Source organism: Micromonospora sp. NPDC049101, from assembly GCF_040648675.1.
In the GTDB taxonomy this organism is placed as follows: Bacteria; Actinomycetota; Actinomycetes; order Mycobacteriales; family Micromonosporaceae; genus Micromonospora.
This window is the reverse complement of record NZ_JBEZED010000002.1, coordinates 362914-384929: the sequence shown is the minus strand read 5'-3', so window position 1 is coordinate 384929 and position 22016 is coordinate 362914. Positions and strand designations below refer to the sequence as shown.

10 protein-coding genes and 1 pseudogene are annotated in these 22016 nt (G+C 74.8%); 1 reads left to right on the top strand and 10 read right to left on the bottom strand.

Annotated features, from left to right (window positions below):
* Window positions 1–94: 94 nt before the first annotated feature.
* Complete coding sequence (locus tag AB0B57_RS04045) at window positions 95–1480, bottom strand: hypothetical protein (RefSeq protein ID WP_357064920.1); 1386 nt, start codon at window positions 1478–1480, stop codon at window positions 95–97.
* Entirely contained in the window at window positions 1477–1983 is a 507-nt protein-coding gene (locus tag AB0B57_RS04040) for a SigE family RNA polymerase sigma factor (RefSeq protein WP_357064919.1), read from the bottom strand. Before AB0B57_RS04040 ends, AB0B57_RS04045 begins: the two co-directional genes overlap by 4 nt.
* Before the next feature lie 176 nt (window positions 1984–2159).
* On the opposite strand from AB0B57_RS04040, the gene AB0B57_RS04035 reads away from it, so the two are divergent.
* Window positions 2160–2999 carry a metallophosphoesterase gene (locus tag AB0B57_RS04035; RefSeq protein ID WP_357064917.1) on the top strand — a complete coding sequence of 280 codons (840 nt, stop codon included), beginning with the start codon at window positions 2160–2162 and terminating at the stop codon, window positions 2997–2999.
* A 4-nt stretch (window positions 3000–3003) separates the two neighbouring features.
* Here AB0B57_RS04035 and AB0B57_RS04030 read toward each other — a convergent pair whose 3' ends face one another.
* From AB0B57_RS04030 to AB0B57_RS03995, 8 genes and pseudogenes are all read right to left on the bottom strand, one after another.
* On the bottom strand, window positions 3004–5766 hold the full coding sequence (locus AB0B57_RS04030; RefSeq protein ID WP_357064916.1) for an AAA family ATPase: 2763 nt from the start codon (window positions 5764–5766) through the stop codon (window positions 3004–3006).
* A 261-nt stretch (window positions 5767–6027) separates the two neighbouring features.
* The gene (gene mce, locus AB0B57_RS04025) at window positions 6028–6474 is read right to left on the bottom strand and encodes a methylmalonyl-CoA epimerase (protein ID WP_357064979.1); all 447 of its coding nucleotides are present in this window, start codon (window positions 6472–6474) and stop codon (window positions 6028–6030) included.
* Between the two features lie 60 nt (window positions 6475–6534).
* Window positions 6535–7482, bottom strand: a pseudogene (gene meaB, locus AB0B57_RS04020) (methylmalonyl Co-A mutase-associated GTPase MeaB); the annotation flags it as partial.
* Between the two features lie 11 nt (window positions 7483–7493).
* Entirely contained in the window at window positions 7494–9632 is a 2139-nt protein-coding gene (scpA, locus tag AB0B57_RS04015; RefSeq protein ID WP_357064977.1) for a methylmalonyl-CoA mutase, read from the bottom strand.
* A gap of 50 nt (window positions 9633–9682) precedes the next feature.
* The gene (locus AB0B57_RS04010; protein ID WP_357064914.1) at window positions 9683–11488 is read right to left on the bottom strand and encodes a methylmalonyl-CoA mutase family protein; all 1806 of its coding nucleotides are present in this window, start codon (window positions 11486–11488) and stop codon (window positions 9683–9685) included.
* Window positions 11485–11754: a DUF5988 family protein gene (locus AB0B57_RS04005; protein ID WP_357064912.1), complete on the bottom strand. Its 270-nt coding sequence runs from the start codon at window positions 11752–11754 to the stop codon at window positions 11485–11487. The genes AB0B57_RS04010 and AB0B57_RS04005 overlap by 4 nt, the downstream gene beginning before the upstream one ends.
* Window positions 11755–11780: 26 nt before the next feature.
* Complete coding sequence (locus AB0B57_RS04000; RefSeq protein WP_357064911.1) at window positions 11781–21050, bottom strand: SDR family NAD(P)-dependent oxidoreductase; 9270 nt, start codon at window positions 21048–21050, stop codon at window positions 11781–11783.
* A gap of 307 nt (window positions 21051–21357) precedes the next feature.
* On the bottom strand, window positions 21358–21999 hold the full coding sequence (locus AB0B57_RS03995; protein ID WP_357064909.1) for a TetR family transcriptional regulator: 642 nt from the start codon (window positions 21997–21999) through the stop codon (window positions 21358–21360).
* Window positions 22000–22016 lie beyond the last annotated feature (17 nt).

The following is a 22016-nucleotide window of genomic DNA, read 5'->3' as shown; positions in this document are numbered from 1 at the left end:
GGGGCGGCCTGCCGCCCCGGTGCCGGCTCGGCCGGGTCTCCGCCGGTCGTCGTCTGGGCCCGCCGCAGGCCGGCCAGGGGCTTTGACACAGATCCTAGGCCCGAGGCGAGTCCCCTCCCGGCCGTTGGGAACGCGTCCGCGCACGTCTCCGGCGCCACAGCAGGAGGGCGACCCCGAGGACGACGACGCCGAGGACGGCGTTCACGGGCGTCGGCCATTGGCCCCGCCGCGGGCGGCCGGCGGTCCGGACGGTCAGGTCGGGCAGCAGACCGGTGGCGAGGTGCAGGTCGAACAGCTGGCAGGGCTGGGTGCCCAGTTCGCAGCTGTGGCCAGTGTCGAAGCGGGACATCGTCCGGCGGTTGCCGGAGTCGAGTCGCACCTCCGCCAATGACGCGTGACCGGCGTCGTTGGTGGCCGCGACGACCACACTGCCCGCAGAGCGCCAGCCGAGCAGTTGCACGACATCCGTGACCGGTGCCGGTGGTGTGTCGGCGCCCGTGAGAGGCAGGAACTCGACGTTGCCGACCTTCCACAGGAAGGTGCCATGGCCGGTGTCGCCGCCGGTGGTGCCGTTGAACGGCCCGTCGTAGAGCCATGGCACGGTGGCGAGGAACCTGCCGTCCGGCGACCAGGCGACGTTGGCGGCCAGCTCGCGTCCGGCCGTGATCTGGACGCTGCCGTACTCGTGGCCGTCGATGTCGATCAGGTGGGCCGCCTGGCCGACCTGTACGGCGAGCCGGCGGCTGTCCGGGGCGAACGACGCCGTCCAGGCCGGTTTGATCGCCGGCACCTCGGTGCTGCGTCCGGTCGACAGGTCGAGCAGCCGCAGCGTGCCGATGCGGGCCACCTCGGCCTCGACGACGTTGACGGTGCCGAACTCGCCGGAGCCGGTGAGGGGCGCGGCGCTGTATGCGACGTGGCGACCGTCGGGGGACCAGGCGAGCAGCCGTACCCCGACCGGGTCGCCGAGCGGGATCGACCGGCGCCTGCCGGTGGTCAGGTCGACGAGGACCAGGTCGCCGGTCGCGCCACGTTCGTCGCCGGTCAGTACGCGGGTGCCGTCCGGGGCGAGCAGCGCCGACGGTCGGTCCCGCTGCTCCATGGCGTCGACGCGCCGGTACGTGTCCCGGTGGGCCCCGACGACAAGTGACTGGAACATGTTGAACGCCTCGCCGTTGCCGTAGCCGTACAGAGCGATCGCCCGGCCGGGTGGACCCGACGTGACGGTGCTGGTGAGCATCGAGTACCCGGCGAAGCGGTCCGGCAGGCTTGGCTTCGTCGACGGGGCTGCTGTCTGGAGGGGAAGCTGAACGCCGGGCACGACCAGGACGGCCAGGAGGAGCACCACGACCATCCCTACCGCCGCGATGCCGATCCGCTGGCGCCGAACCGAGCGGCGGCCCCGGGTGAGCACGGCGTCCAGGTAGCCGGGTGGCAACGGCGGAGGATCATCCGGCAGGGTGGCGAAGAGTTCTCTCATGGGATGTCCGAGCCTCCCGGCACGTAGTTCGGCAGCAGGCGGCGCAGCGCCGCGATGGCATACGAGGTCTGGCTCTTGACGGTCCCGGTCGAGCAGCCCAGCACCGCCGCCGTCTGACCGACGTCCAGGTCCTCCCAGTACCGCAGGACCAGCACCGCGCGCTGCCCGCGGGACAGCTTCGTGAGCGCGGCCAGCAGGTCGACGTGGTGTTCGGCGCCGGACAGCGGCACTGTCGAGGGCCCGACCACGTCGGCCACGAGCCGGACCCGCCGGCTCCAGGACCGCTCCCGCTCGGCCAGGTAGGCATGGACCAGCATCGCCCGGACGTAGGCGTCGAGCGAGTCCGCTGCCGACGCCTTTCGCCAATGCCGGTACAGCGCGACGAGGCACTCCTGCACCAGGTCGTCAGCGGCCCACCACTGTCCGCACAGTCGGTACGCCAGCCGCCGCAGCCACGGCATGCGTGCCTGCACGTACTCGACGTACTCTCGTTCACTCCGCAACCCGGCCTCCCCGCAATACTAGGAGTGGCCCGAGCCCCCTATCGGTTGTGGCCGTTTGTGAACGACGCCGCGCGGCCAGCCGCATCCAGGCTCATCCGAGCCTCGCCGCACTCAGCTCGGCCGGGACGGCTACACGGCGATGAGAGTGCACCGCCGCGACGGGCTAGGGTGGCCGGGTGGAAGCGCCCGGAAAGTTGCTGGCGATCAGCGACCTGCACGTGTCCTATGCGGACAATCGCCGGTTCGTCGCGGACGAACTGCGGCCCGAATCCAGCGCGGACTGGCTGCTGGTGGCCGGTGACATCGGTGAGATGGCGGCCGACGTCGAGTGGGCGCTCGAACTCCTCAGCAAGCGCTTCGCGACAGTGGTGTGGGCGCCCGGCAACCACGAGCTGTGGACGACGAAGGACGATCCCGTGCAGCTGCGCGGCGAGGAGCGTTACCGGCACCTGGTGTCGGTGTGCCGGCGGCTGGGCGTGCACACACCCGAGGACCCCTACCCGGTGTGGCGTGGGGCGGGCGGGCCGGTCACTGTCGCACCGCTGTTCGTGCTCTACGACTACAGCTTCCGGCCGGCCGGCGCGCGGACCAAGGAGGAGGGCCTGAAGCTGGCGTACGACGCCGGCGTGGTCTGCACCGACGAGTTCATGCTGCATCCGGACCCGTACCCGAGCCGGGACGCGTGGTGCCACCGGCGGGTCGTGGAGACCGAGGCCCGCCTCGCCGCCTGCGACCCCGGCCTGCCGACCGTACTTGTCAATCACTTCCCGCTGGTCCGGGAGCCGACCCGGGTGCTGCACTACCCGGAGTTCGCGCAGTGGTGCGGCACCGACCGGACAGCGGAGTGGCACCTGCGCTACCGGGCCGCCGCGGTGGTGTACGGCCACCTGCACATTCCGCGTGTCACCTGGCACGGCGGGGTGCCGCACACCGAGGTCTCGGTCGGTTATCCGCGCGAGTGGGGCCGGCGGGGCTCGCGCCCGCCGGGGCCGCGGCAGATCCTGCCCCGGAGCTGACCGCTCACTTCTCCTTCCGTACTCGCCGTGGATGGGCGTGGACGTGCAGCCCCGGCGGCAGGTCGGTGCGGCGGCTCACCCGCAGCTTGCGGTAGACCCGGGTCAGGTGCTGCTCGACCGTGCTGACGGTGAGGTGCAGCTGACCGGCGATCTCCCGGTTGCTGTGGCCGAGGGCGGCCAGCGCCGCGACCCGTCGTTCGGCCCGGCTGAGCATCGTGCCCGGATGGGCCTCCGGGGCCCGGCTGGACGCCGGCGACCGCTGCGGCAGCATCGGCACCCCGCACTCGATGCCGAGTTGCTGGGCGAGCTGGCGCACCAGCTCGGCCCGCCGGGTCTCCCCGGTGCGGTCCAGGGCCACGCTCAGATCGGCGTACGCGTAGGCCAGCTCCAGCCGGTCGCCGGCGGCCTTGAGCAGACTTGTCGCCTCGCTCAGGAGCGCCGGTCGCATCGCCTCGTCGCTGACCGAGGCGAGGATCCGCAGCGACATGCCGCGGGTACGCAGGTGCCCGGGGCGCAGCCGGGCCAGCTGATCCTGCACCAGGGCCCGCGCCTGGCCGGTGCGGCCCTGGGCGGCGTAGGCCCGGGCGACAGCGGTCCGCCAGGGGATCAGCGCCGGCAGGTCGAGCTGCCACCTGATCAGCAGCGTGCCGCAGGTCTCGATGTCCGAAAGTGCCGCCTCCGGATCCCCGCCGGCCAGCTGGTACAGGCCCCGCGCGTAGAGATAGTGCGGCCCGAGCGGCGTCTCGAACATCGCCGCCGGCACCGGGATGTTGAGCTGACCCGCCGCGAGCCGGAAGTCGGCGGCCTCGGTCGCCGCCCGCAGCAGCGTGCTCAGCGGCACCCCGACCAGGATGCCCCAGCTCCTCGGCGGCAGCAGCGTCAGCGCGGCCCGGGCCTGTGACTCGGCGCCGCGCAGGTCGCCCCGGCGCAGCGAGACCTCGGCCCGGATCGCGGTCAGGATCGCCCGCCAGGTCTGCGCCCGCGCCGGGGTGGCCGCGGCCAGCAGGCGGTCACACCAGACCGCGGCCATGTCGAGCCGGTCGCTGAGCAGCAGCGAGGTGAGCGTCATCGTGGATCCGGCGATCATCGCGCCGTCCCAGTGGCTGCGCTGGAGCAGTTGCAGGGCGAGCTGCACCGTCGAGCCGTCCGGGCCGTCCTCCAGCACCGTCCACAGTGACTTGAGGACCTGCCGCATCGAGGCCGCGGCCGGATGCATCGCCGATCCGCTCGCGCAACCGCGCAGCGCGTCGGTGTGCCCGGGGAACGCGAACGCCGGGAGTTGGCGGGTGTCCTGCCGGGTCGGGTCGGCTCCGGTCGGGTCGGCGTGCCGGCCGTCGAGGTCGGCCATCAGGCGCAGCGCCTCGTCGAGACGGCCGTACCAGAGCAGGTAGCGGGCAACGGCGACGGTGTCGGATTCGTCGAGCAGACCCTGGTGGGCGTACGAGAGCGCGTCGTCGAGGTATCGGATCGCGCCGTTGGGGTCGATCCGCCACGCCGCGCGCAACAGCATCGACGCGATGGTCGCGCGGTGTCGTTCGTCCCCGGCGCCGGCCGCCAGCCGCAGGTAGGCGAACGCGTCCTCGGTGTCGCCGCCGGCGGTGAGGATGTGCTCGGCCGCCTCGCGCAGCACCGGCGCCATCCAGGGCGCGCCGATCCGCTCGGTGGCGGCGATGTGCCGGGCGACGTGCCCGGCCCGGGCTCCCTCGCGGCGCAGTACGGCCGCCGCCTGCTCGTGGACGTCGGCGCGTTCGGCCGGGTCCATGTCGTCGAGCACCGCCGCGGCGACCCGCGGGTGCCGGAACCAGCACGCGTCCAGCAGCGCCGCGCGCTCGAGTTCGGCGAGCGCGCGCCGGGCGACGTCGGCCGGCATGTCGAGCATGTGACCGATCCGCTCCGCGGGCGCGGGCTCGCCGAGCACCGCCAGGCACTGCGCGGTACGCCGCATCAGGGTGTCGCCGCGGTGCAGGCAGGACACCACGGCCCGTTCGAAGGCCCGGCCGGGAACCGGCTCGGCCGGATCGCCGGGCGCGCCGAAGCGGACGTCGTGGGCGAGGGCCCGGACCAGCAGCGGATTGCCGCCGGTCAGCGCGTACGAGGCCGGCGCGAGCACGGTGGCGCGCTCGTCGTCCAGCAGTTCACCGAGCAGACCGGCCACGCCCTCGGCGGACAGCGGCCCGACGCTTATCGACACGCATCCCGGACGGCGGCTCAACTCGGCCGCGAGCAGCGGATGGCCCGGCCGGACCAGCAGCCCCTCGGTGACGACGACCAGCACCCGGGCGGTCTCGGCACGTCGCGCGAGCTGCGCCAGGAAGAGCAGCGAGGGTACGTCGGCGTACTGGACGTCGTCGATGCCGATCACCAGCGGTTCGTGCTCGGCGAGCGCCAGCAGGCGTTGGGTGAGTCCACGCAGGACCGGGGCGAGCGCCTCCTCGAGCGCCTCCGGCTCACCGTCGTGCAGGACCGCGGCCAGTACGCCGTCGTCGAGCATGCGGCCGGACTCCGCCGCCTCGACGCCGGCTTGGCGGGTGGCACGGAACAACTGGGCGACCGTGCCCAGCGGCAGCCGCCGCTCGGTGCGCGAGGCGTTCGCCTCGATGTAGCGGGCGCCCGACTCGACCGCCGTCTTCCCGAAAGCGTGGAGCAGCGCGGTCTTGCCGCCGGCCAGCGGGCCGCTGACGACGACGACCCGGCCGTGTCCGCGGACGCAACTCCGGTAGGCATCCTCCAACGTCAGCAGTTGCTCTCGACGTTCGCTCAGTGACATGTTCCGGGCCCCCCGCAGCACATGGTTCGAATGTCGAATCCAATTTGACGCGAATCACTCCGCTTTCTGCGGCACGTTCCCCGCATCGGGTACTCCGGAGATCCTATCCGCGAGATCGGAAAACCCTTGGGTAACTTCTGATTCGGTCCACGCGGAGGACCTCAGGAATTGTTGCCCAATACAACGAATGCATATCTGCGGCTTTTGCCGTCGACCTCGCATTTGGGTGGTTATCCGGTAGGGCGGGGAATCCACCGGTCGCTACTCGGGACGGTGTGGCTGCACCAGCTCGACCAGGACGCCGCCCGCCGAGCGCGGGTGCACGAAGTTGACCAGGGAGCCGGCCGTGCCCGTCCGCGGGGCCTCGTACAGCAGTTGTGCTCCCCGTTCCCGCAACAACTCGCTCGCCGCCTCGATGTCGGCGACCTCGTAGGCCACCTGCTGCACGCCGGGGCCGCGCCGGTCGAGGAACCGCGCGATCGGTGACTGCTCGGAGAGCGGCGCCAGCAACTGCACGCGCGCGCCACCCGGCCCGCCGACCTCCAGCATTGCCTCCTGAACCCCCTGTTCCTGGTTTTCCTCGCGGTGTACGCAGCGCATGCCGAAGACGTCGGCGTAATAGGCGATCGCCTGGTCCAGGTCCGCCACCGCGACACCGACATGGTCGATGCCGCGCAGGCCCAGGGCGTTGTCGTTCTGGTACGGCATCAGGTGTGGCCTTTCGTGGGTTGAGGGAAAGCGATCCGGGGGTACGAGCAGGGCGGCGAGCCGTTCCGCGGCGTCGGCCGGGCCGAGCTGACCGGCCCGGACCGCCCGTTCCAGCGACGTGCTGGCCGCGGCCAGGACCGGATGGGTGCTGACCAGATCCTGGACGGTGGCGTGCAGCACCGTTCGCATGCGCGCCACCGCCTGCTCCCGGCGGCGCCCGGCGAGCGCACCGGAGGCGGCCAGGCCGTCGTGGTGGCCGCGGACCCGCTCCCAGACCTCGGCGATGCCGGATCCGTCGCGGGCGCTGCAGGTCAACACCGGCGGAGTGGTCCGGCCGGCCGAATGCGGCAACAGCCGGCGAGCCCCGGCGATCTCCCGCGCGGCGCGCCGGGCGGCGTCGGCGCCCGGCCCGTCGGCCTTGTTGACGGCGATCACGTCGGCGCGTTCCAGGACGCCCATCTTGATGCCCTGGATGTCGTCGCCGGTGCCGGCCACGGCCAGCAGCAGGAAGGTGTCCACCAGGTCGGCGACGAGCGTCTCGGCCTGGCCGACGCCGACGGTCTCCACGATCACCACGTCGTACCCGGCCGCCTCCACCACGGCGATCGCGTGCTGGGTGCTGCGGGCGACCCCGCCCAGGGCGCCGGCGCTCGGGGTGGGCCGCACGTAGGCCGCCGGGTCGGCGGCCAGCCGCGCCATCCGGGTCCGGTCACCGAGGATGCTGCCGCCGGTGCGTTCCGACGACGGGTCCACAGCGAGCACCGCGACCCGGTGCCCGGCGCCGGTCAGGTGGGCGCCGAGCGCGTCGATGAACGTGGACTTGCCCGCGCCGGGCACACCTGTCACGCCGACCCGGTGCGCGCGGCCGGGGCGTGCGGACAACAGCTCGAGCAACCGCCGGGCGGCGTCGCGGTCGGCCGCTCGCGCCGACTCGACGAGGGTGATCGCGCGCGCCACCGCGACCCGCTGCCCGGCCAGCACCCCGGCGGCGTACGCGTCGGCGTCCACCGCGCGGCGGGTCACCGGAGATCGCCACCCGCGACGTCGCCGGTCCGGTGGCCGAGCCGAGCCGCCAGGTCCGCCACCAGCGTCATCGCCGCCTCGGCCAGCACGGTGCCGGGCACGAAGATCGCCGCGGCGCCGGCCGCGCGCAGCGGCTCGTGGTCGTCCGCCGGGATCACCCCGCCCACCACGATCATGATGTCCGGTCCGCCCAGTTCGACAAGCTCACGGCGCAGCTCGGGCACCAGCGCGAGATGCCCGGCGGCGAGCGAGCTGACCCCGACGATGTGCACGTCGGCGTCGACGGCCTGGCGGGCCACCTCGGCCGGGGTCTGGAACAGCGGTCCGATGTCGACGTCGAAGCCGAGGTCGGCGAACGCGGTGGCCACCACCTTCTGGCCCCGGTCGTGGCCGTCCTGACCGACCTTGGCGATCAGGATGCGGGGGCGGCGACCCTCGGCGCGCGCGAACGCGTCGGTCGCGGCCCTTGCGGCGTCGACCGCGCCGGTGTCGCCGGCCTCCGACCGGTACACCCCGGACACGGTACGGATCCGCGCGACGTGCCGGCCGTACACCCGCTCGAGCGCGTCGGACATCTCGCCGACCGTGGCGCCGGCGCGGGCGGCGTCGACCGCCCGGGCGAGCAGGTTGTCCGAGAGCCCCGGGCCACGCGCGCCGGACTCGGCCCGGCCGGCGGCGCCGGTGAGAGCGGCCAGGGCGGCGGTGCAGGAGGCGTTGTCACGCTGCTCGCGCAGGGTGGCGAGGTGTGCGATCTGCTGGCGGCGGACCGCGGAGTTGTCGACCTTGCGGACCTCGATCTGCTCTTCGGTCTCCGGCCGGTACCTGTTCACTCCGATGATCGGCTGCCGGCCCGAGTCGATGCGGGCCTGGGCGCGGGCGGCCGCCTCCTCGATGCGCAGCTTGGGCAGTCCCTCGTCGATGGCCGCGGCCATGCCGCCGGCGGCCTCCACCTCGGCCAGGTGCTCCGCCGCCCGGGCGGCCAGGTCGTGGGTGAGCCGCTCCACGTACGCGCTGCCTCCCCACGGGTCGATGACGCGGGCGGTGCCGGACTCCTGTTGCAGCAGCAACTGCGTGTTGCGGGCGATCCGGGCGGAGAACTCGGTGGGCAGCGCCAGCGCCTCGTCCAGCGCGTTGGTGTGCAGCGACTGGGTGTGCCCCTGGGTCGCGGCCATCGCCTCCACGCACGTCCGTACCACGTTGTTGAACACGTCCTGCGCGGTCAGCGACCAACCGGACGTCTGGCAGTGCGCGCGCAGGCTCAGCGACCGGGGATCGGTGGCGCCGAACCCGCCCACCAGCCGGGCCCACAGCAGCCGGGCGGCGCGCAGCTTCGCCACCTCCATGAAGAAGGGCATGCCGACGCCCCAGAAGAACGACAGGCGGGGTGCGAACGCGTCCACCTCCAGCCCGGCACGGCGACCGGCGCGCAGGTATTCCACCCCGTCAGCCAGCGTGTAGGCCAGTTCAAGGTCGGCAGTGGCACCGGCCTCCTGCATGTGGTAGCCGGAGATGGAGATCGAGTTGAACTTCGGCATGCGCGCCGCGGTGTAGGCGAACACGTCCGAGATGATCTGCATGGACGGGCCGGGCGGGTGGATGTAGGTGTTGCGGACCATGAACTCCTTGAGGATGTCGTTCTGGATGGTCCCGGCCAGCTTCTCCGGCGGTACGCCCTGCTCCTCCCCCGCCACGATGTAGAGGGCCAGGATCGGCAGCACCGCGCCGTTCATCGTCATCGACACACTGGTCCGGTCCAGTGGGATGCCGTCGAACAGCTGCCGCATGTCCAGGATGGAGTCGATGGCGACTCCGGCCATGCCGACGTCACCGGCCACCCGCGGGTGGTCCGAGTCGTAGCCGCGGTGGGTGGCCAGGTCGAAGGCGACGGACAGGCCCTTCTGCCCGGCGGCGAGATTGCGGCGGTAGAACGCGTTCGACTCCTCCGCGGTGGAGAAGCCGGCGTACTGCCGGATCGTCCACGGCTGGGTGGTGTACATCGTCGGGTACGGCCCGCGCAGGTACGGTGGCAGGCCCGGCATGGTGGCCAGGTCCAGGCCGTCGAGGTCGGCGGCGGCGTACGCGCCGCGCACCGTGATCCCCTCCGGGGTCAGCCACCCGCCACCGTCCGCGGCCACCGTCACCGGCGCCGGCCGGTCGCCGAGCACCAGGCCGGTGAAGTCCGGGATCACTGTGCCACCCCCAGGTCGGTCAAGGTGACCGTGAGCGCCGCCACGACGTCACAGCCGGTGTACAGATATCCGTGTACGCCGGGATGGTCGCCGGGTGGGCCGGCGCACCACACCCGGGTCGCGCCGGCGGACGCCAGCGCGGCGGCGATCGGGCCGACCGCGTCCCGGTCCGCGTCCGGGCCGCACAGGCACGCCACCGGCAGGCCACTGTCCACGAACACCTTGGCGATCGTCTCCGGATCGGCGGAACCGTCGGCCTCGGTGACCGCGATGCCACCGGCCGCGAACAGGTTCGTCACGAACGCGACCCGGGCCGCCCGGGCGGCGGGCGAGCCGTTCGGCACGAGGAACACCGTCGGGCGGGCACCGGTCTGCCGGACGTGTGCGTCGGAGCGGTCCCGCAGCTCCTCGAACACCGTGGCGTGCCGCCGGACCGGCAACCCGCCACCGGCCCGGGTGACCGCCGCAGCGGCCGGTCGGACCGGCAACCGCTCGCCGAGGTCCGGGAACTCGCTCACTCCGGTGATCGGGTCGGCCCGCCGGGCGATGTTCGCCGACCGGGCCGCCCAGGTCTCGTCGTACCAGCCGGCGAGCAGGCCGGAGTCCACGGCCGCGGCCATCCCGCCGGCCCGCTCGATCTCGACGAAACGCTCCCAGGCCCGCAGTGCGAGGGCCTCGGTGCGCGACTCGACGTACCAGGAGCCGGCGCCCGGATCGGCGACGCGCGCCAGGTGGGCCTCCTCGCGCAACAGCGCGTGGGTGTTGCGGGCGAGGCGGCGGGCGGTCTCGTCCGGCCGCCCGAGGCACGAGTCGTACGGTCGCACGGTGATCACGTCGGCGCCCGCGGTGGCGGCCGCGAACGTGGCGACCGTGGTACGCAGGATGTTCGTCCACGGATCCCGCACGGTCATCATCGCCGCCGAGGTGACCGCGTGCTGCCGCTGCCGGCCGTGCCCGGCGGCGCCGCAGGCCTCGGCGACCCGGGCCCACAGCCGGCGGGCGGCCCGCAGCTTCGCGATGGTGGCGAACTGGTCCGCGGTGGCCGCGTAGCGGAACTCGATCCGGTCCAGCGCCGCCGCGGCGCCGAGCCCGGCGTCCGTCATCATCCGCAGGTACGCCACGCCGGTCGCCAGGGACGCCGCGAGCTCGTCGGCGTCCGACGCGCCGGCGTCGTGGTGCACTGTCGTGTCGACCATCGCCGCCCGCATGCCGAGCAGTTCCACCTCGCACCGGCGGGCCAGCGCGGCGAGCGCGCCGGAGTCGCCCGGTTCACCGGTGCGGGCGTGCTCGGCCAGTGGATCCGCGCCGAACCCGCCCCGCAGGGCGGTGCCCGGCACCCCGCGGCGCCGGGCCAGGTCCAGCCAGATGGCCGCGGCGACCATCGGCTGGTCGCCCGCGTCGAAGGTGACCGCGACCCGGTCGAGCGGAATCGGGTCGGCCGCCTCGCCGAGCCGGTCCAGGCCCAGCGCGCCGCCGCCGACGGTCAGCCAGAGCGCGGTGACGTCGTCGCCGAGGTCGGCCGCGATCGCCGCGGCGACGACCGCCGGGTCCGGATCGGCGTGCCACTGGCACACCTCCCAGGCACCGGGCCGTACGCCGGACGGGCGCACGGCGGCCGGACCGGCGTACAGGGGTGCGATGGTCAGGCCGTCGTAGGTGGTGTGCGACAGCCGGGTCTCGACGTCGTCGGGCGTGTCGTCCGGGCCCGCCCGGCCGCCCTTGCGCAGCGCGCCCAGAGCCGCCCGCCGCCACTGGCTGACAAGCGGCGAGTCCACGGGCGGGCCGACCGGCGCGGCAGTCACTCGGCCACCCGGGTACGGGTCGTCCACCGGAACACCACCGGACCGCCGCGCACCAGCGGGTCGCCGGTGTCCGGGCCACGCTCGAAGTGCTCGTAGCCGCCGTAGTGCGCGATCTTGACCTTCTGCTCCGTCCGGGGCACCCGGTGGCTGCGCAGATGGGCCGGGAACGAGGTGGGTCCGCCTTCCAGGACGGCGTCGATCAGGTCGGGGGCGATGCCGAGCGCGGTCGCGTCGCCGTCGACGGTGGGATCTACTTGGTACGTCACAGCACAACCTCCGCAGGGGTCGGGACTCAGTCGAGGCCGAGCTCCTTCTCGATGAGCGCGAACATCTCGTCGTCGGTGGCTGCCGCCAGCTCGTCCTCGAGCGTGGCGGCGTCGGCGCTGGCCCCGTCGAACTCGCGGAGCAGCAGCCGGAGCCGGTCGGCTATCTCGTCGCGGCCGGCCGCGTCGGCGACGATGCCGGCGAGGCGGGACCGCAACCGGTCGAGGTCGGACAGCACCGCGGCCGCGCTCCCGTCCGACGCCGCGGCGAGGTCGTCCGACGCCGCGGGGAACAGGTCCAGTTGGAGCCGGTCGGCCAGTAGCGCCGGCGTGGGGTGCCGGAAGATCACCGTGCTGGGCAGCCGCAGCCCGGTGGCCGTATTGATCCGGTTGCGCAGCTCGACGGCGGTCAGCGAGTCGAACCCGACCTCCCGGAACGGCCGGTCCGGTCCGATGTCCCGGACCGTGCCGTGGCGCAGCACCGTGGCGGCGTGCGTGCGCACCAGATCGAGCAACGCGTGCCGCCGGTCCTCGGGTGCGGCGGCGGCCAGCCGGGCGGCGAGAGCCGTCCCGGTGTCCGCCTCCGCGGCACCGACGGGCGGGGCGGCGCGGCGCCGGGCCGGCCCGGCCAGCCCGCGCAGGACGGCCGGGAGCTCGCCGACGCCCGTGTCCGCCGCGATCGCGCCGAGATCGAGGCGGGCGGTGACCAGGTGCGGCGCCCCGTCGGCGAGGGCGGCGTCGAAGAGCGCCAGGCCGGTCGTGGAGTCCAGCGGCGCCACCCCGGCGCCGGCCAGCCGGCCGACGTCGCGCCCGGCCAGGTGCCCGGTCATGCCGCTCGCCTCCCGCCACAGCCCCCAGGCCAGCGACACGGCCGGACGGCCGGCGGCCCGGCGGCGGCGCGCGACGGCGTCCAGTGCGGCGTTCGCGGCCGCGTAGTTGCCCTGACCGGCGGTGCCGAGCGTGCCGGCGACCGACGAGAACAGCACGAACGCGTCCAGGTCCAGGCCCTCGGTGAGCGCGTCGAGGTGCGCCGCGGCGTCGGACTTCGCCCGGACCACCCGGTGCACCTGCTCGGTGGTCAGTGACTCGACGAGCCCGTCGTCGAGGACACCGGCCGCGTGCACGACGCCGCCGAGCGGGCGGTCCGCCGGGATGTCGGCGAGCGTACGGCGCAACGCGTCCCGGTCGGCCGCGTCGCAGGCGGCGATCCGGACGTCGGCGCCGAGCGCGGTCAGCTCCGCGGTCAGCTCCGCGGCGCCCTCGGCGGCCGGGCCACGCCGGCTGGTGAGCAGCAGGTGGCGGACGCCGTGCCGGGTGACCAGGTGCCGGGCCAGCAGGCCGCCGAGCGTGCCGGTGCCGCCGGTGATCAGGACCGTCCGGCCGGGATCCCACGGCCGGGGCAGGGTGAGAACGATCTTGCCGGGCTGGGTGGCGCCGCGCAGCGTCTCCAGCGCCTCGGGCGCGGACCGGACGTCCCAGGTGGTGATGCCGGGCGGGCGCAACCGGCCCGCGGCGAACAGCTCGGCCAGGGTACGCAGCGCCGCGCCCACCCGGTCGGCGGGCTCGGTGAGCAGGTCGAAGTGCCGGTAGTCGACGCCGGGATGGGCGGCCGCGACGTCGGCCGGGTCGCGGACGTCGGTCCGGCCCATCTCGACGAAGCGTCCGCCGCGGGGCAGCAACGCCAGCGACGCGTCGGTGAACTCGCCGCTGAGGGCGTTCATCACCACGTCCACCCCGGCGCCGCCGGTGGCGCTCAGGAACCGGTCACGGAAGTCCAGGTCGCGGGTCGAGGCGATGTGGTCCGCGGGCAGCCCGAGCGCGCGCAACAGGTGCTGTTTGGCGGGGGCGGCGGTGGCGAACACCTCCGCGCCGACGTGCTGGGCCACCTGCACGGCGGCCTGGCCGAGGCCGCCGGTGGCGGCGTGCACCAGGATCCGGTCACCGGGCCGCAGCGCGGCGAGCTCGACGAGGCCGAGCCAGGCGGTGACGAACACCACCGGCACGGCCGCGGCCTGCGCCAGGGTCCAGCCCGGCGGCACCGGCACGACCGTGCGGGCGTCGGCCACGGCCACGTCCGCGATCGCGTCCGGGAACAGGCCCATGACGCGGTCACCGACCGCGATGCCGGTGACGCCGGGACCCGTCTCCAGCACGGTGCCGGACCCCTCCAGCCCGATGCCGTCGTGTCCCGGGATCATGCCGAGCGCCACCAGGACGTTGCGGAAGTTGAGGCCGGCGGCGGCCACCCGGATCCGGATCCGGCCGGCGTCGAGGGGTGCGGCCGCGGCGGGCGCGGGCAGCGGCGCCACGTGGTCGAGGGTGCCGCGCCCGGTGAGCCCGAGCCGCCAGGGTCCCGCGGCCGGCAGGTCAAGCGGCGGCCGGTGGCCGGTGCGTACCAGCCGGGGCACCGCGTGCCGGCCGGCCGTGACCCGCAGTTCCGGCTCGCCGGTGGCGAGCGCGGCGCGCACGGTGGGGTGGTCGGCGAGGAACCGGTCCGGTTCGGGGGTGTGCAGGATCAGGAACCGGCCGGGGTGCTCCCGCTCGGCGGTGCGGATCAGGCCGGCGACGGCGGCCTCGGCGGGGCTGTCCCCGCCGATCAGCCACACCAGCCGGGTGCCGGCCAGCCGCTCGTCGGCCAGCCAGCCGCGCAGCAGCGCGAGGGCGGTGTCCACGGCGCCGGTGACCGTGTCCGGTGTGCCCACCGGGGCGATGACCGAGGCGGGCGGCGGACCGGTGAGCGTGCCGGTGTCGGTCGCCCCGGCGGGCAGCACGACCCACTCGCCGGCGCCGGCGGCCGCATCGACCGGGATCCAGTCGAGGCGGTACAGGTCGGTGGTCGTGGCGGCGAGGTCCGGGGCGTCGCGCAGGACGAGGGACTCCACGGTGGCCAGCGGCCGGCCGGTGCCGTCCCAGATGGACAGCGCGACCGCGTCGGGACCGGCCGGGCGCAGGCGTACCCGTGCGGTGGCGGCGCCGGTGGCGTGCACCTGGACGCCGGTGAACGCGAACGGCAGCGCCGGCCGGTGGTGCGGTCCCCCGATCCGGCCGAGCAGCGCGGTGTGCAGGCAGGCGTCGAGCAGGGCGGGGTGCACGGCGTACCCGGCGGTCGTGAGCTCCTCGCCGGCCGGCAGGGCGACCTCGGCGTAGACGTCCTCGCCGTCGCGCCAGGCGGCCCGGAGGCCGCGGAACGACGGGCCGTACTGGTACCCCAGTCCGGCGAGGTCGGTGTAGAGCGTGTCGACCGGGACGGACCTGGCCGGTGGCGGCCACGCGACGTCGAGGTTCGGACCGGGCCCGGTGTCCGGGGCGAGCACGCCGGTGGCGTGGCAGGTCCAGGACGCGTCCGCGGTCGGCCGGGAGTGCACGGTGACCGGCCGGCGACCGGTGCCGTCCTCGGCGGCGCCGGCCACGACCTGCAGCGACACCCCACCCCGCTCGGGCAGCACGAGCGGCGCCTGCAGGGTCAGCTCGGCGAGCGTGCGGCAGCCGCTCTCCTCGCCGGCACGCAGGGCGAGATCGACGAGGGCGGCGCCGGGCAGGAGGACGGCGTCGGCCACCGCGTGGTCGACGAGCCAGGCCACGGTGTCCCGGGACACCTCGCCGGTGAGCACCGCGCCGCCGTCGCCGGCCAGCGGGGTGGCGCTGGCGGTGAGCGGGTGCGCGGGCGCGGTCCGGGACGCGGGGGCCGCCGTCATCCAGTAGCGGGTCCGTCGGAACGCGTACGTGGGCAGGTCGGCGGGGTGCGCGCCGGGGTAGCACGGTGTCCAGTCGACTGAGGCGCCGTGTACGTGGGCCTCGGCGAGCGAGCGCACGAACCGGGCGGCGCCGCCGTCGTCGCGGCGGAGCGTCCCGACCGCCGTCACGTCCCGTCCGGCGTCGGCGGCGATGTCCGCGATGCCGCCGCCGAGCAGGGGGTGCGTGCTCGCCTCGACGAACAGCCCGTAGCCGTCCGCGACGAGCGCGCGCACCGCGCCGGTGAACTCCACGGTCTGCCGCAGGTTCCGGTACCAGTAGTCGGCGTCCAGAGTGGACGCGTCCACGACCGTGGCCGTGACGGTGGAGTAGAACGGCACCCGCGACGGTTGCGGGGTGATGCCCGCGAGCGTCCGGAGCAGCTCGTCCCGCAACACCTCCACCTGGGGCGAGTGGGAGGCGTAGTCGACGGCGACGCGGCGTGCCCGCACCCCGTCCCGCTCCCAACCGGCCAGGAGGTCGTCGACGGCCACCGGATCGCCGGAGATCACCACCGAGTCGGGTGCGTTGACCGCGGCGATCGCGACCCGGTCGTCCAGCCGGGCCCGGACGTCCGCGGCCGGCAGGTTGACCGACGCCATCGCGCCACTGCTGGCCAGCTTCGCCGCGATCACCTGGCTGCGCAGGCCGACCACCCGGGCACCATCGGCGAGCGACAACGCACCCGCGACCACCGCCGCGGCGATCTCACCCTGCGAGTGGCCGATCACCGCCGCCGGGGTCACACCGAACGACTCCCACAACCGGGCAAGCGACACCATCACCGCCCACGACGCCGGCTGCACCACCTCCACCCGCGACAGATCACCCGACAACTCGGCCAGCAGATCCCAACCCACCACCGGCCGCAACGCCTCCGCACACTCCGCCAACGCATCCGCGAACACCGGAAACGCCTCCGCCAACTCCAGGCCCATGCCCGGCCACTGCGCGCCCTGACCGGGAAACACGAACACCGGCCGGCCGGCTCCCGCGACACCCGACACGACCGTGTCCGTGGTCTCCCCGGCGGCGAGGGCGGCGAGCCCGTCGAGCAGCGTCCCGGCGTCGGTCCCGACCACCACGGCGCGATGCCGGTGGTGGTCGCGGGCGGTGGCGAGGGCGAGGCCGACGTCGGCCGCCGGCAGGTCGGCACGCGCCCGGAGGTACGCGTGGAGCCGGGCGGCCTGCCCGGCCAGCGCCTCCGGGTCCGGTGCGGAGACCGGCCACGCCGTCGGCGCCCCGGACAGCCCGGTGCGGGCGGGCACCGGATCGGCCGGCGGGGCCTCCTCGATGATCAGGTGGGCGTTCGTGCCGCTGATCCCGAACGAGGACACCCCGGCCCGGCGCGGGCGCCCGCGATCGTGCCACGGACGCGCCTCGGTCAGCAGCGCGACCGGCCCGGCGGACCAGTCGACGTGCGGGGTCGGTTCGGCGGCGTGCAGCGTGCGCGGCAGCCGGCGGTGCCGCATCGCCATCACCATCTTGATCACGCCGCCGACACCGGCCGCCGCCTGGGCGTGACCGATGTTCGACTTCAGCGAGCCGAGGAGGAGCGGGTCGGCGGCGGTACGGTCGCGCCCGTACGTGGCGAGCAACGCCTGCGCCTCGATCGGGTCGCCGAGGGTGGTGCCCGTGCCGTGCGCCTCCACGGCGTCCACACCCCGCGCCTCGATCCCGGCGCCGGCCAGCGCCTGCGTGATGACCCGCTGCTGGGCGGTGCCGTTCGGCGCGGTGAGCCCGTTCGAGGCGCCGTCCTGGTTGACGGCGGAGCCGCGGATGACCGCGAGCACCCGGCGGCCGTTGCGGCGTGCGGCGGACAACGGTTCCAGGACCAGCATGCCGGCGCCCTCGGCCCAGCCGGTGCCGTCCGCGCCGGCCCCGAAGGCCTTGCACCGGCCGTCCGGCGCCAGCCCCCGCTGGCGGCTGAATTCGAGGAACATGCCCGGGCTGGACATCACTGTGACACCCCCGGCCAGCGCGATCGCGCAGTCGCCCTGGCGCAGTGCCTGGGCGGCCAGGTGCAGCGCGACAAGCGACGAGGAGCAGGCGGTGTCCACGGTGACGGCCGGGCCGTGCAGACCGAGGGTGTACGCGATCCGGCCGGACAGCACGCTGCCGGCGGTGCCGGTGAGCAGCTGACCCTCGAAGCCGTCGGGTGCCTGGTCGAGGCGGGCGCCGTACTCCGGTGCCATGGCGCCGGCGAACACCCCGGTGGCGGTGCCGGCCAGGGTCGCCGGTGCGATCCCGGCGCGCTCGACGGCCTCCCACGAGGTCTCCAGCAGGACGCGTTGCTGAGGGTCCATCGCGTACGCCTCACGCGGCGAGATGCCGAAGAACCCGGCGTCGAACTCGGTGGCGCCGTCGAGGAAGCCGCCGTGCCGCACGTACGACGTGCCCGGGTGCTCCGGGTCGGGATCGAACAGCGCGTCCAGGTCCCAGCCCCGGTCGTCCGGGAAGCCGGAGATCGCGTCCACGCCGTCGTCGACCAACCGCCACAGGTCCTCCGGCGACCGGACGCCGCCCGGGAAACGGCAGGCCATGCCGATGACGGCGATCGGCTCGCCCGGTTCGAGCACCGGCCGTTCGGGGCCGGACGGCGCGGTCGGGGCGCCGGACAGTTCGGCGCCAAGCCGCTCGGTCAGCGCCGCTGGCGTCGGGTGCGAGAAGAGCGTGTCGGACGGCAGCGTGAGGCCGGTCGCCCGGCTGAGCCGGTCGCGCAGTTCGACGGTCATGTGCGAGTCGAACCCGGCGTCCCGGAACGACACGGCGTCGTCGACCCGGTCCGGGCCGGGCAGGCCGAGCACCGCCGCGGCGTGCGCCCGGACGAGCGTGCGCAGGTCCGCGGGTACGGGCACCGACGTGGTCCGGGCAACCGGCGCGGCGGGCGCCTCGGTGTGGGCGGGCGCCTCGGCGTTGGCGGCCGGCGCGGCGTTGGCGGCCGGCGCGGCGTTGGCGGCCGGCGCGGCGTTGGCGGCCGGGGGCAGCCAGTGACGCTCCCGTTGGAATGCGTAGGTGGGCAGGGGGACGCGCCGGGCCCCGGGATACCGGTCGCGCCAGTCCACGGTGAGTCCACCGGCCCAGCCGGCCGCGAGGGCGGTACGGAACCGGGCGGGGCCGCCGTCGTCGCGGCGCAACGTCGCGGCCGCGAGGCCGGCCCCGGCCTCCCGGACGGCGCTGGTCAGCACCGGGTGCGAGCTGCACTCCACGAACGCCTGGAAGCCGTCGGCGAGCAGGGCGCGGACCGTACCGGCGAACTCCACGGTCTGCCGGAGGTTGCGGTACCAGTAGGCGGCGTCCAGTGTGCCGGTGTCGACCACGCCACCGGTGACGGTGGACCAGAACGGCACTCGCGACGGCCCGGGCGTGATGCCGGCGAGCGCGTCGAGCAGTTCCTCGCGCAGCGGCTCGACCTGCGGTGAATGGGACGCGTAGTCGACCGCGACGCGCCGGACCCGGACACCCTCGGCGGTCCAGCCGGTGACCAGTCGGTCCACCGCGGCCGGCTCACCGGAGACCACCACCGAGCCGGGGGCGTTGACGACCGCGATCGCGACCTCGGGCGGGAGGTCGCCGCGGACCCGCTCGGCGGGCAGGTCGACCGACGCCATCGCACCGCTGCCGGCCAGCCGTGCCGCGATCAGCCGGCTGCGCAGACCGACGACCCGGGCACCGTCCTGCAGCGACAGCGCGCCCGCGACGACCGCGGCGGCGATCTCACCCTGCGAGTGCCCGATCACCGCGGCCGGGCGTACGCCGGAGGACTCCCAGAGCCGCGCCAGGGACACCATCACCGCCCACGAGGCGGGCTGCACCACGTCGACCCGGGACAGGTCCCCGGCCAGCTCCGCGAGCAGGTCCCAGCCGACCACCGGACGCAACGCCTCGGCGCACTCGGCGAGGGACTCGGCGAACACCGGGTACGCCTCGGCGAGTTCCAGGCCCATGCCCGCCCACTGCGCGCCCTGCCCCGGGAACACGAACACCGGACGGTCCGCGCCCGGCGACACGACGTCCTCCACCACGCCGGGCGCGGGAAGTCCGGCGGCCAGCGCGTCCAGGGCCATGGTGAGCTCCGCCCGGTCGGCGCCGAGCAGGGCGGCCCGGTGGCGGAAGGCGGTGCGGGTGGCGGCCAGCGAATATCCGATGTCGGCCACCGCCGCGGCGGGATGCGCGACCAGGTGACGTCGCAACCGGTCGGCCTGGCCCCGCAGCGCACGGGCGCTGGTGGCGGACAGGACCCAGGGCTCGGTCCGGCCGGAGTCCGGCTCGGCGGTCGCGGCCTCTCCCGGCCACCCGTCGGCGTGCCCCGCGACGACCACGTGGCAGTTGGTGCCACCGAGGCCGAACGAGGACACGCCGGCGAGCGGTGCCGGGCCGGGAGTCGGCCAGGCGCCGCCGCGAGTGTGGACGCGCAGGTTGAGCGCCTCCAGCGGGACGTCCGCACGGGGTCGTTCGAAGTGCAGGCTCGGCGGCAGTTCCCGGTGGTGCACGCTGAGGATCACCTTGAGCAGGCCGGCGATGCCGGCCGCGCCCTCCAGGTGGCCGAGGTTGGTCTTGACCGAGCCGACCGGGAGCGGGTCACCGGCCGGCCGGGCCGACCCGAGAACCGCGCCCAGGGCGGCGGCCTCGACCGGGTCCCCGGCCGGTGTTCCGGTGCCGTGCAGCTCGACGTAGTGCACGTCGGCCGGATCCGTCCCGGCCCGCTGGTGGGCCAGGCGCAGAACCTCCTCCTGGGTGGCCCGCTGCGGTTCGCCCAGGGCACCGCCGCCACCGTCGTTGTTGACGGCCGACCCGCGCAGCACGGCGTACACCCGGTCGCCGTCGGCGAGCGCCCGGTCGAGGAGCTTCAGCACCAGCACCGCGCCGCCCTCGCCGCGCACGTAGCCGTCGGCCCGCGCGTCGAAGGTGTGGCACCGGCCGGTGGGCGACAGTGCGCCCATCCGCGCGGAGGTGGCCGTGGAGCCCGGCCCGGCGATGAGGTTGACGCCACCCACGATCGCGGTCGTGGCCTCGCCCCGGCGCAGCGCCTCACCGGCCAGGTGCACGGCCACCAGGGACGACGACTGTCCGGTGTCGACGGTGAGGCTGGGGCCGGTGAGGCCGAGCACGTGCGACAGCCGGTTGGCGAGCATGGCGCGGCGGGTGCCGGTGAACGAGTGGTGGTTGAGCCCGTCCGCGCCGCGCCCCTGCGTCAGGTCGTGGTAGTCGTCCCAGATCGCGGCGGTCAGCACGGCGGTCCGGCTGCCCCGCAGGCTGCCCGGCACGGCGCCGGCGTCCTCCAGCGCCTCCCAGGCGAGCTCCAGCAGGAGCCGCTGCTGCGGGTCGATGTTCGCGGCCTCCCGCGGGGAGATGCCGAAGAACTCCGGGTCGAACGTGTCGATCCGGTCGAGGAACCCTGCCCGCGGCGGCAGACCCGGCTGGTCCCGGCGGCCCGCGCCGGGCGCCGTCACCGCGTCCGTCCCGGCGCGCAGCAGCTGCCAGAACCGGTCCGGGTCCGGCGCGCCGGGCAGCCGGCAGGCGATGCCGGTCACCGCGATGTGCGCGTCGGCGAAGTCGCTCGTCATTCCGTCAGCTCCCCGCTGGTCTCCCTCAGCTTCCCGTCCGGCCGAAGCCGGCCGCCGCCGCAGACGCCGGTGGACCGGCGGGCTACGGCGACCGTGGGATAGCGAGTCGATTCTGCGGGTGGGGCGGGACGCGGAGCCCTAGTGCGGTCCCCCGGCCAGACCCCAGACATCGACCCTGGCCGCACTGAGGATCACCTGCTCAGGCACCACCGAGCCACCGGCCACAAACCCGAGGCCACCTGGCCAGGGGTCATCGGGCCGGACTCGCCGGGCCAGGGTCACCGGGCCAGGGTCACCGGGCCGACGGTCACTCCGCCGCGGGTCGCTCCGCCGCGGGGCCGAGGGAGCGGATGCCGTCGAGGGCTACGCGGGTGGCGCTCAGCAGCACCCGCAGCAGCTCCTCCGGTGACGGGTTGCGGGCGAAGGTGGTGAACGCGACGGTGACCATCGAGCCGACCAGGGCGCCGACCGCGGCTGCCGCGTCGCCCTCCGCCAGCTCACCGGGGAAGGCGGTCAGCAGCGCCGCGGTCAACTGCTGCTGCGCGGAGACCATCCGGCGCAGCACCCCGGCCTGCAACGCCGGCGTGGACAGCACCACGTGCACCCGGCGGACGGCCAGGTCACCGGTCAGGTCGCGGGTCGCCGCGCCGGAGGTCACCGCCGTCCGCAGCGCGCGCAGCAGCACGTCGGCCACGGTCTCCCCGGCGCGCCGCTCGGCGACCAGCGCGGCGATCTCGTCGACCCGCGACTGCGAGTCGGCGAACAGGATGTCCTCTTTGCCGGGGAAGTAGGCGAAGAACGTGCGTGGCGCGATGTCCGCCGCGGCGGCGATCTCGGCGATGGTCGTCTCGTCGTACCCCTTGCTGGAGACGAGCTCGATCGCCGCGGTGATCAGCGCCGCACGGGTGCGCTGCTTCTTCCGTTCGCGCAGGCCGGATGGTTGTGTCACGCAACCAACCCTACTCT

Bases quoted from the DNA above. Each gene is read 5' to 3' on its own strand.
- AB0B57_RS04045 (WP_357064920.1), bottom strand. From the start codon at position 1,480: ATGAGAGAACTCTTCGCCACCCTGCCGGATGATCCTCCGCCGTTGCCA.
- AB0B57_RS04030 (WP_357064916.1), bottom strand. From the start codon at position 5,766: ATGTCACTGAGCGAACGTCGAGAGCAACTGCTGACGTTGGAGGATGCC.
- mce (WP_357064979.1), bottom strand. From the start codon at position 6,474: ATGCCGTACCAGAACGACAACGCCCTGGGCCTGCGCGGCATCGACCAT.
- AB0B57_RS04000 (WP_357064911.1), bottom strand. From the start codon at position 21,050: ATGACGAGCGACTTCGCCGACGCGCACATCGCGGTGACCGGCATCGCC.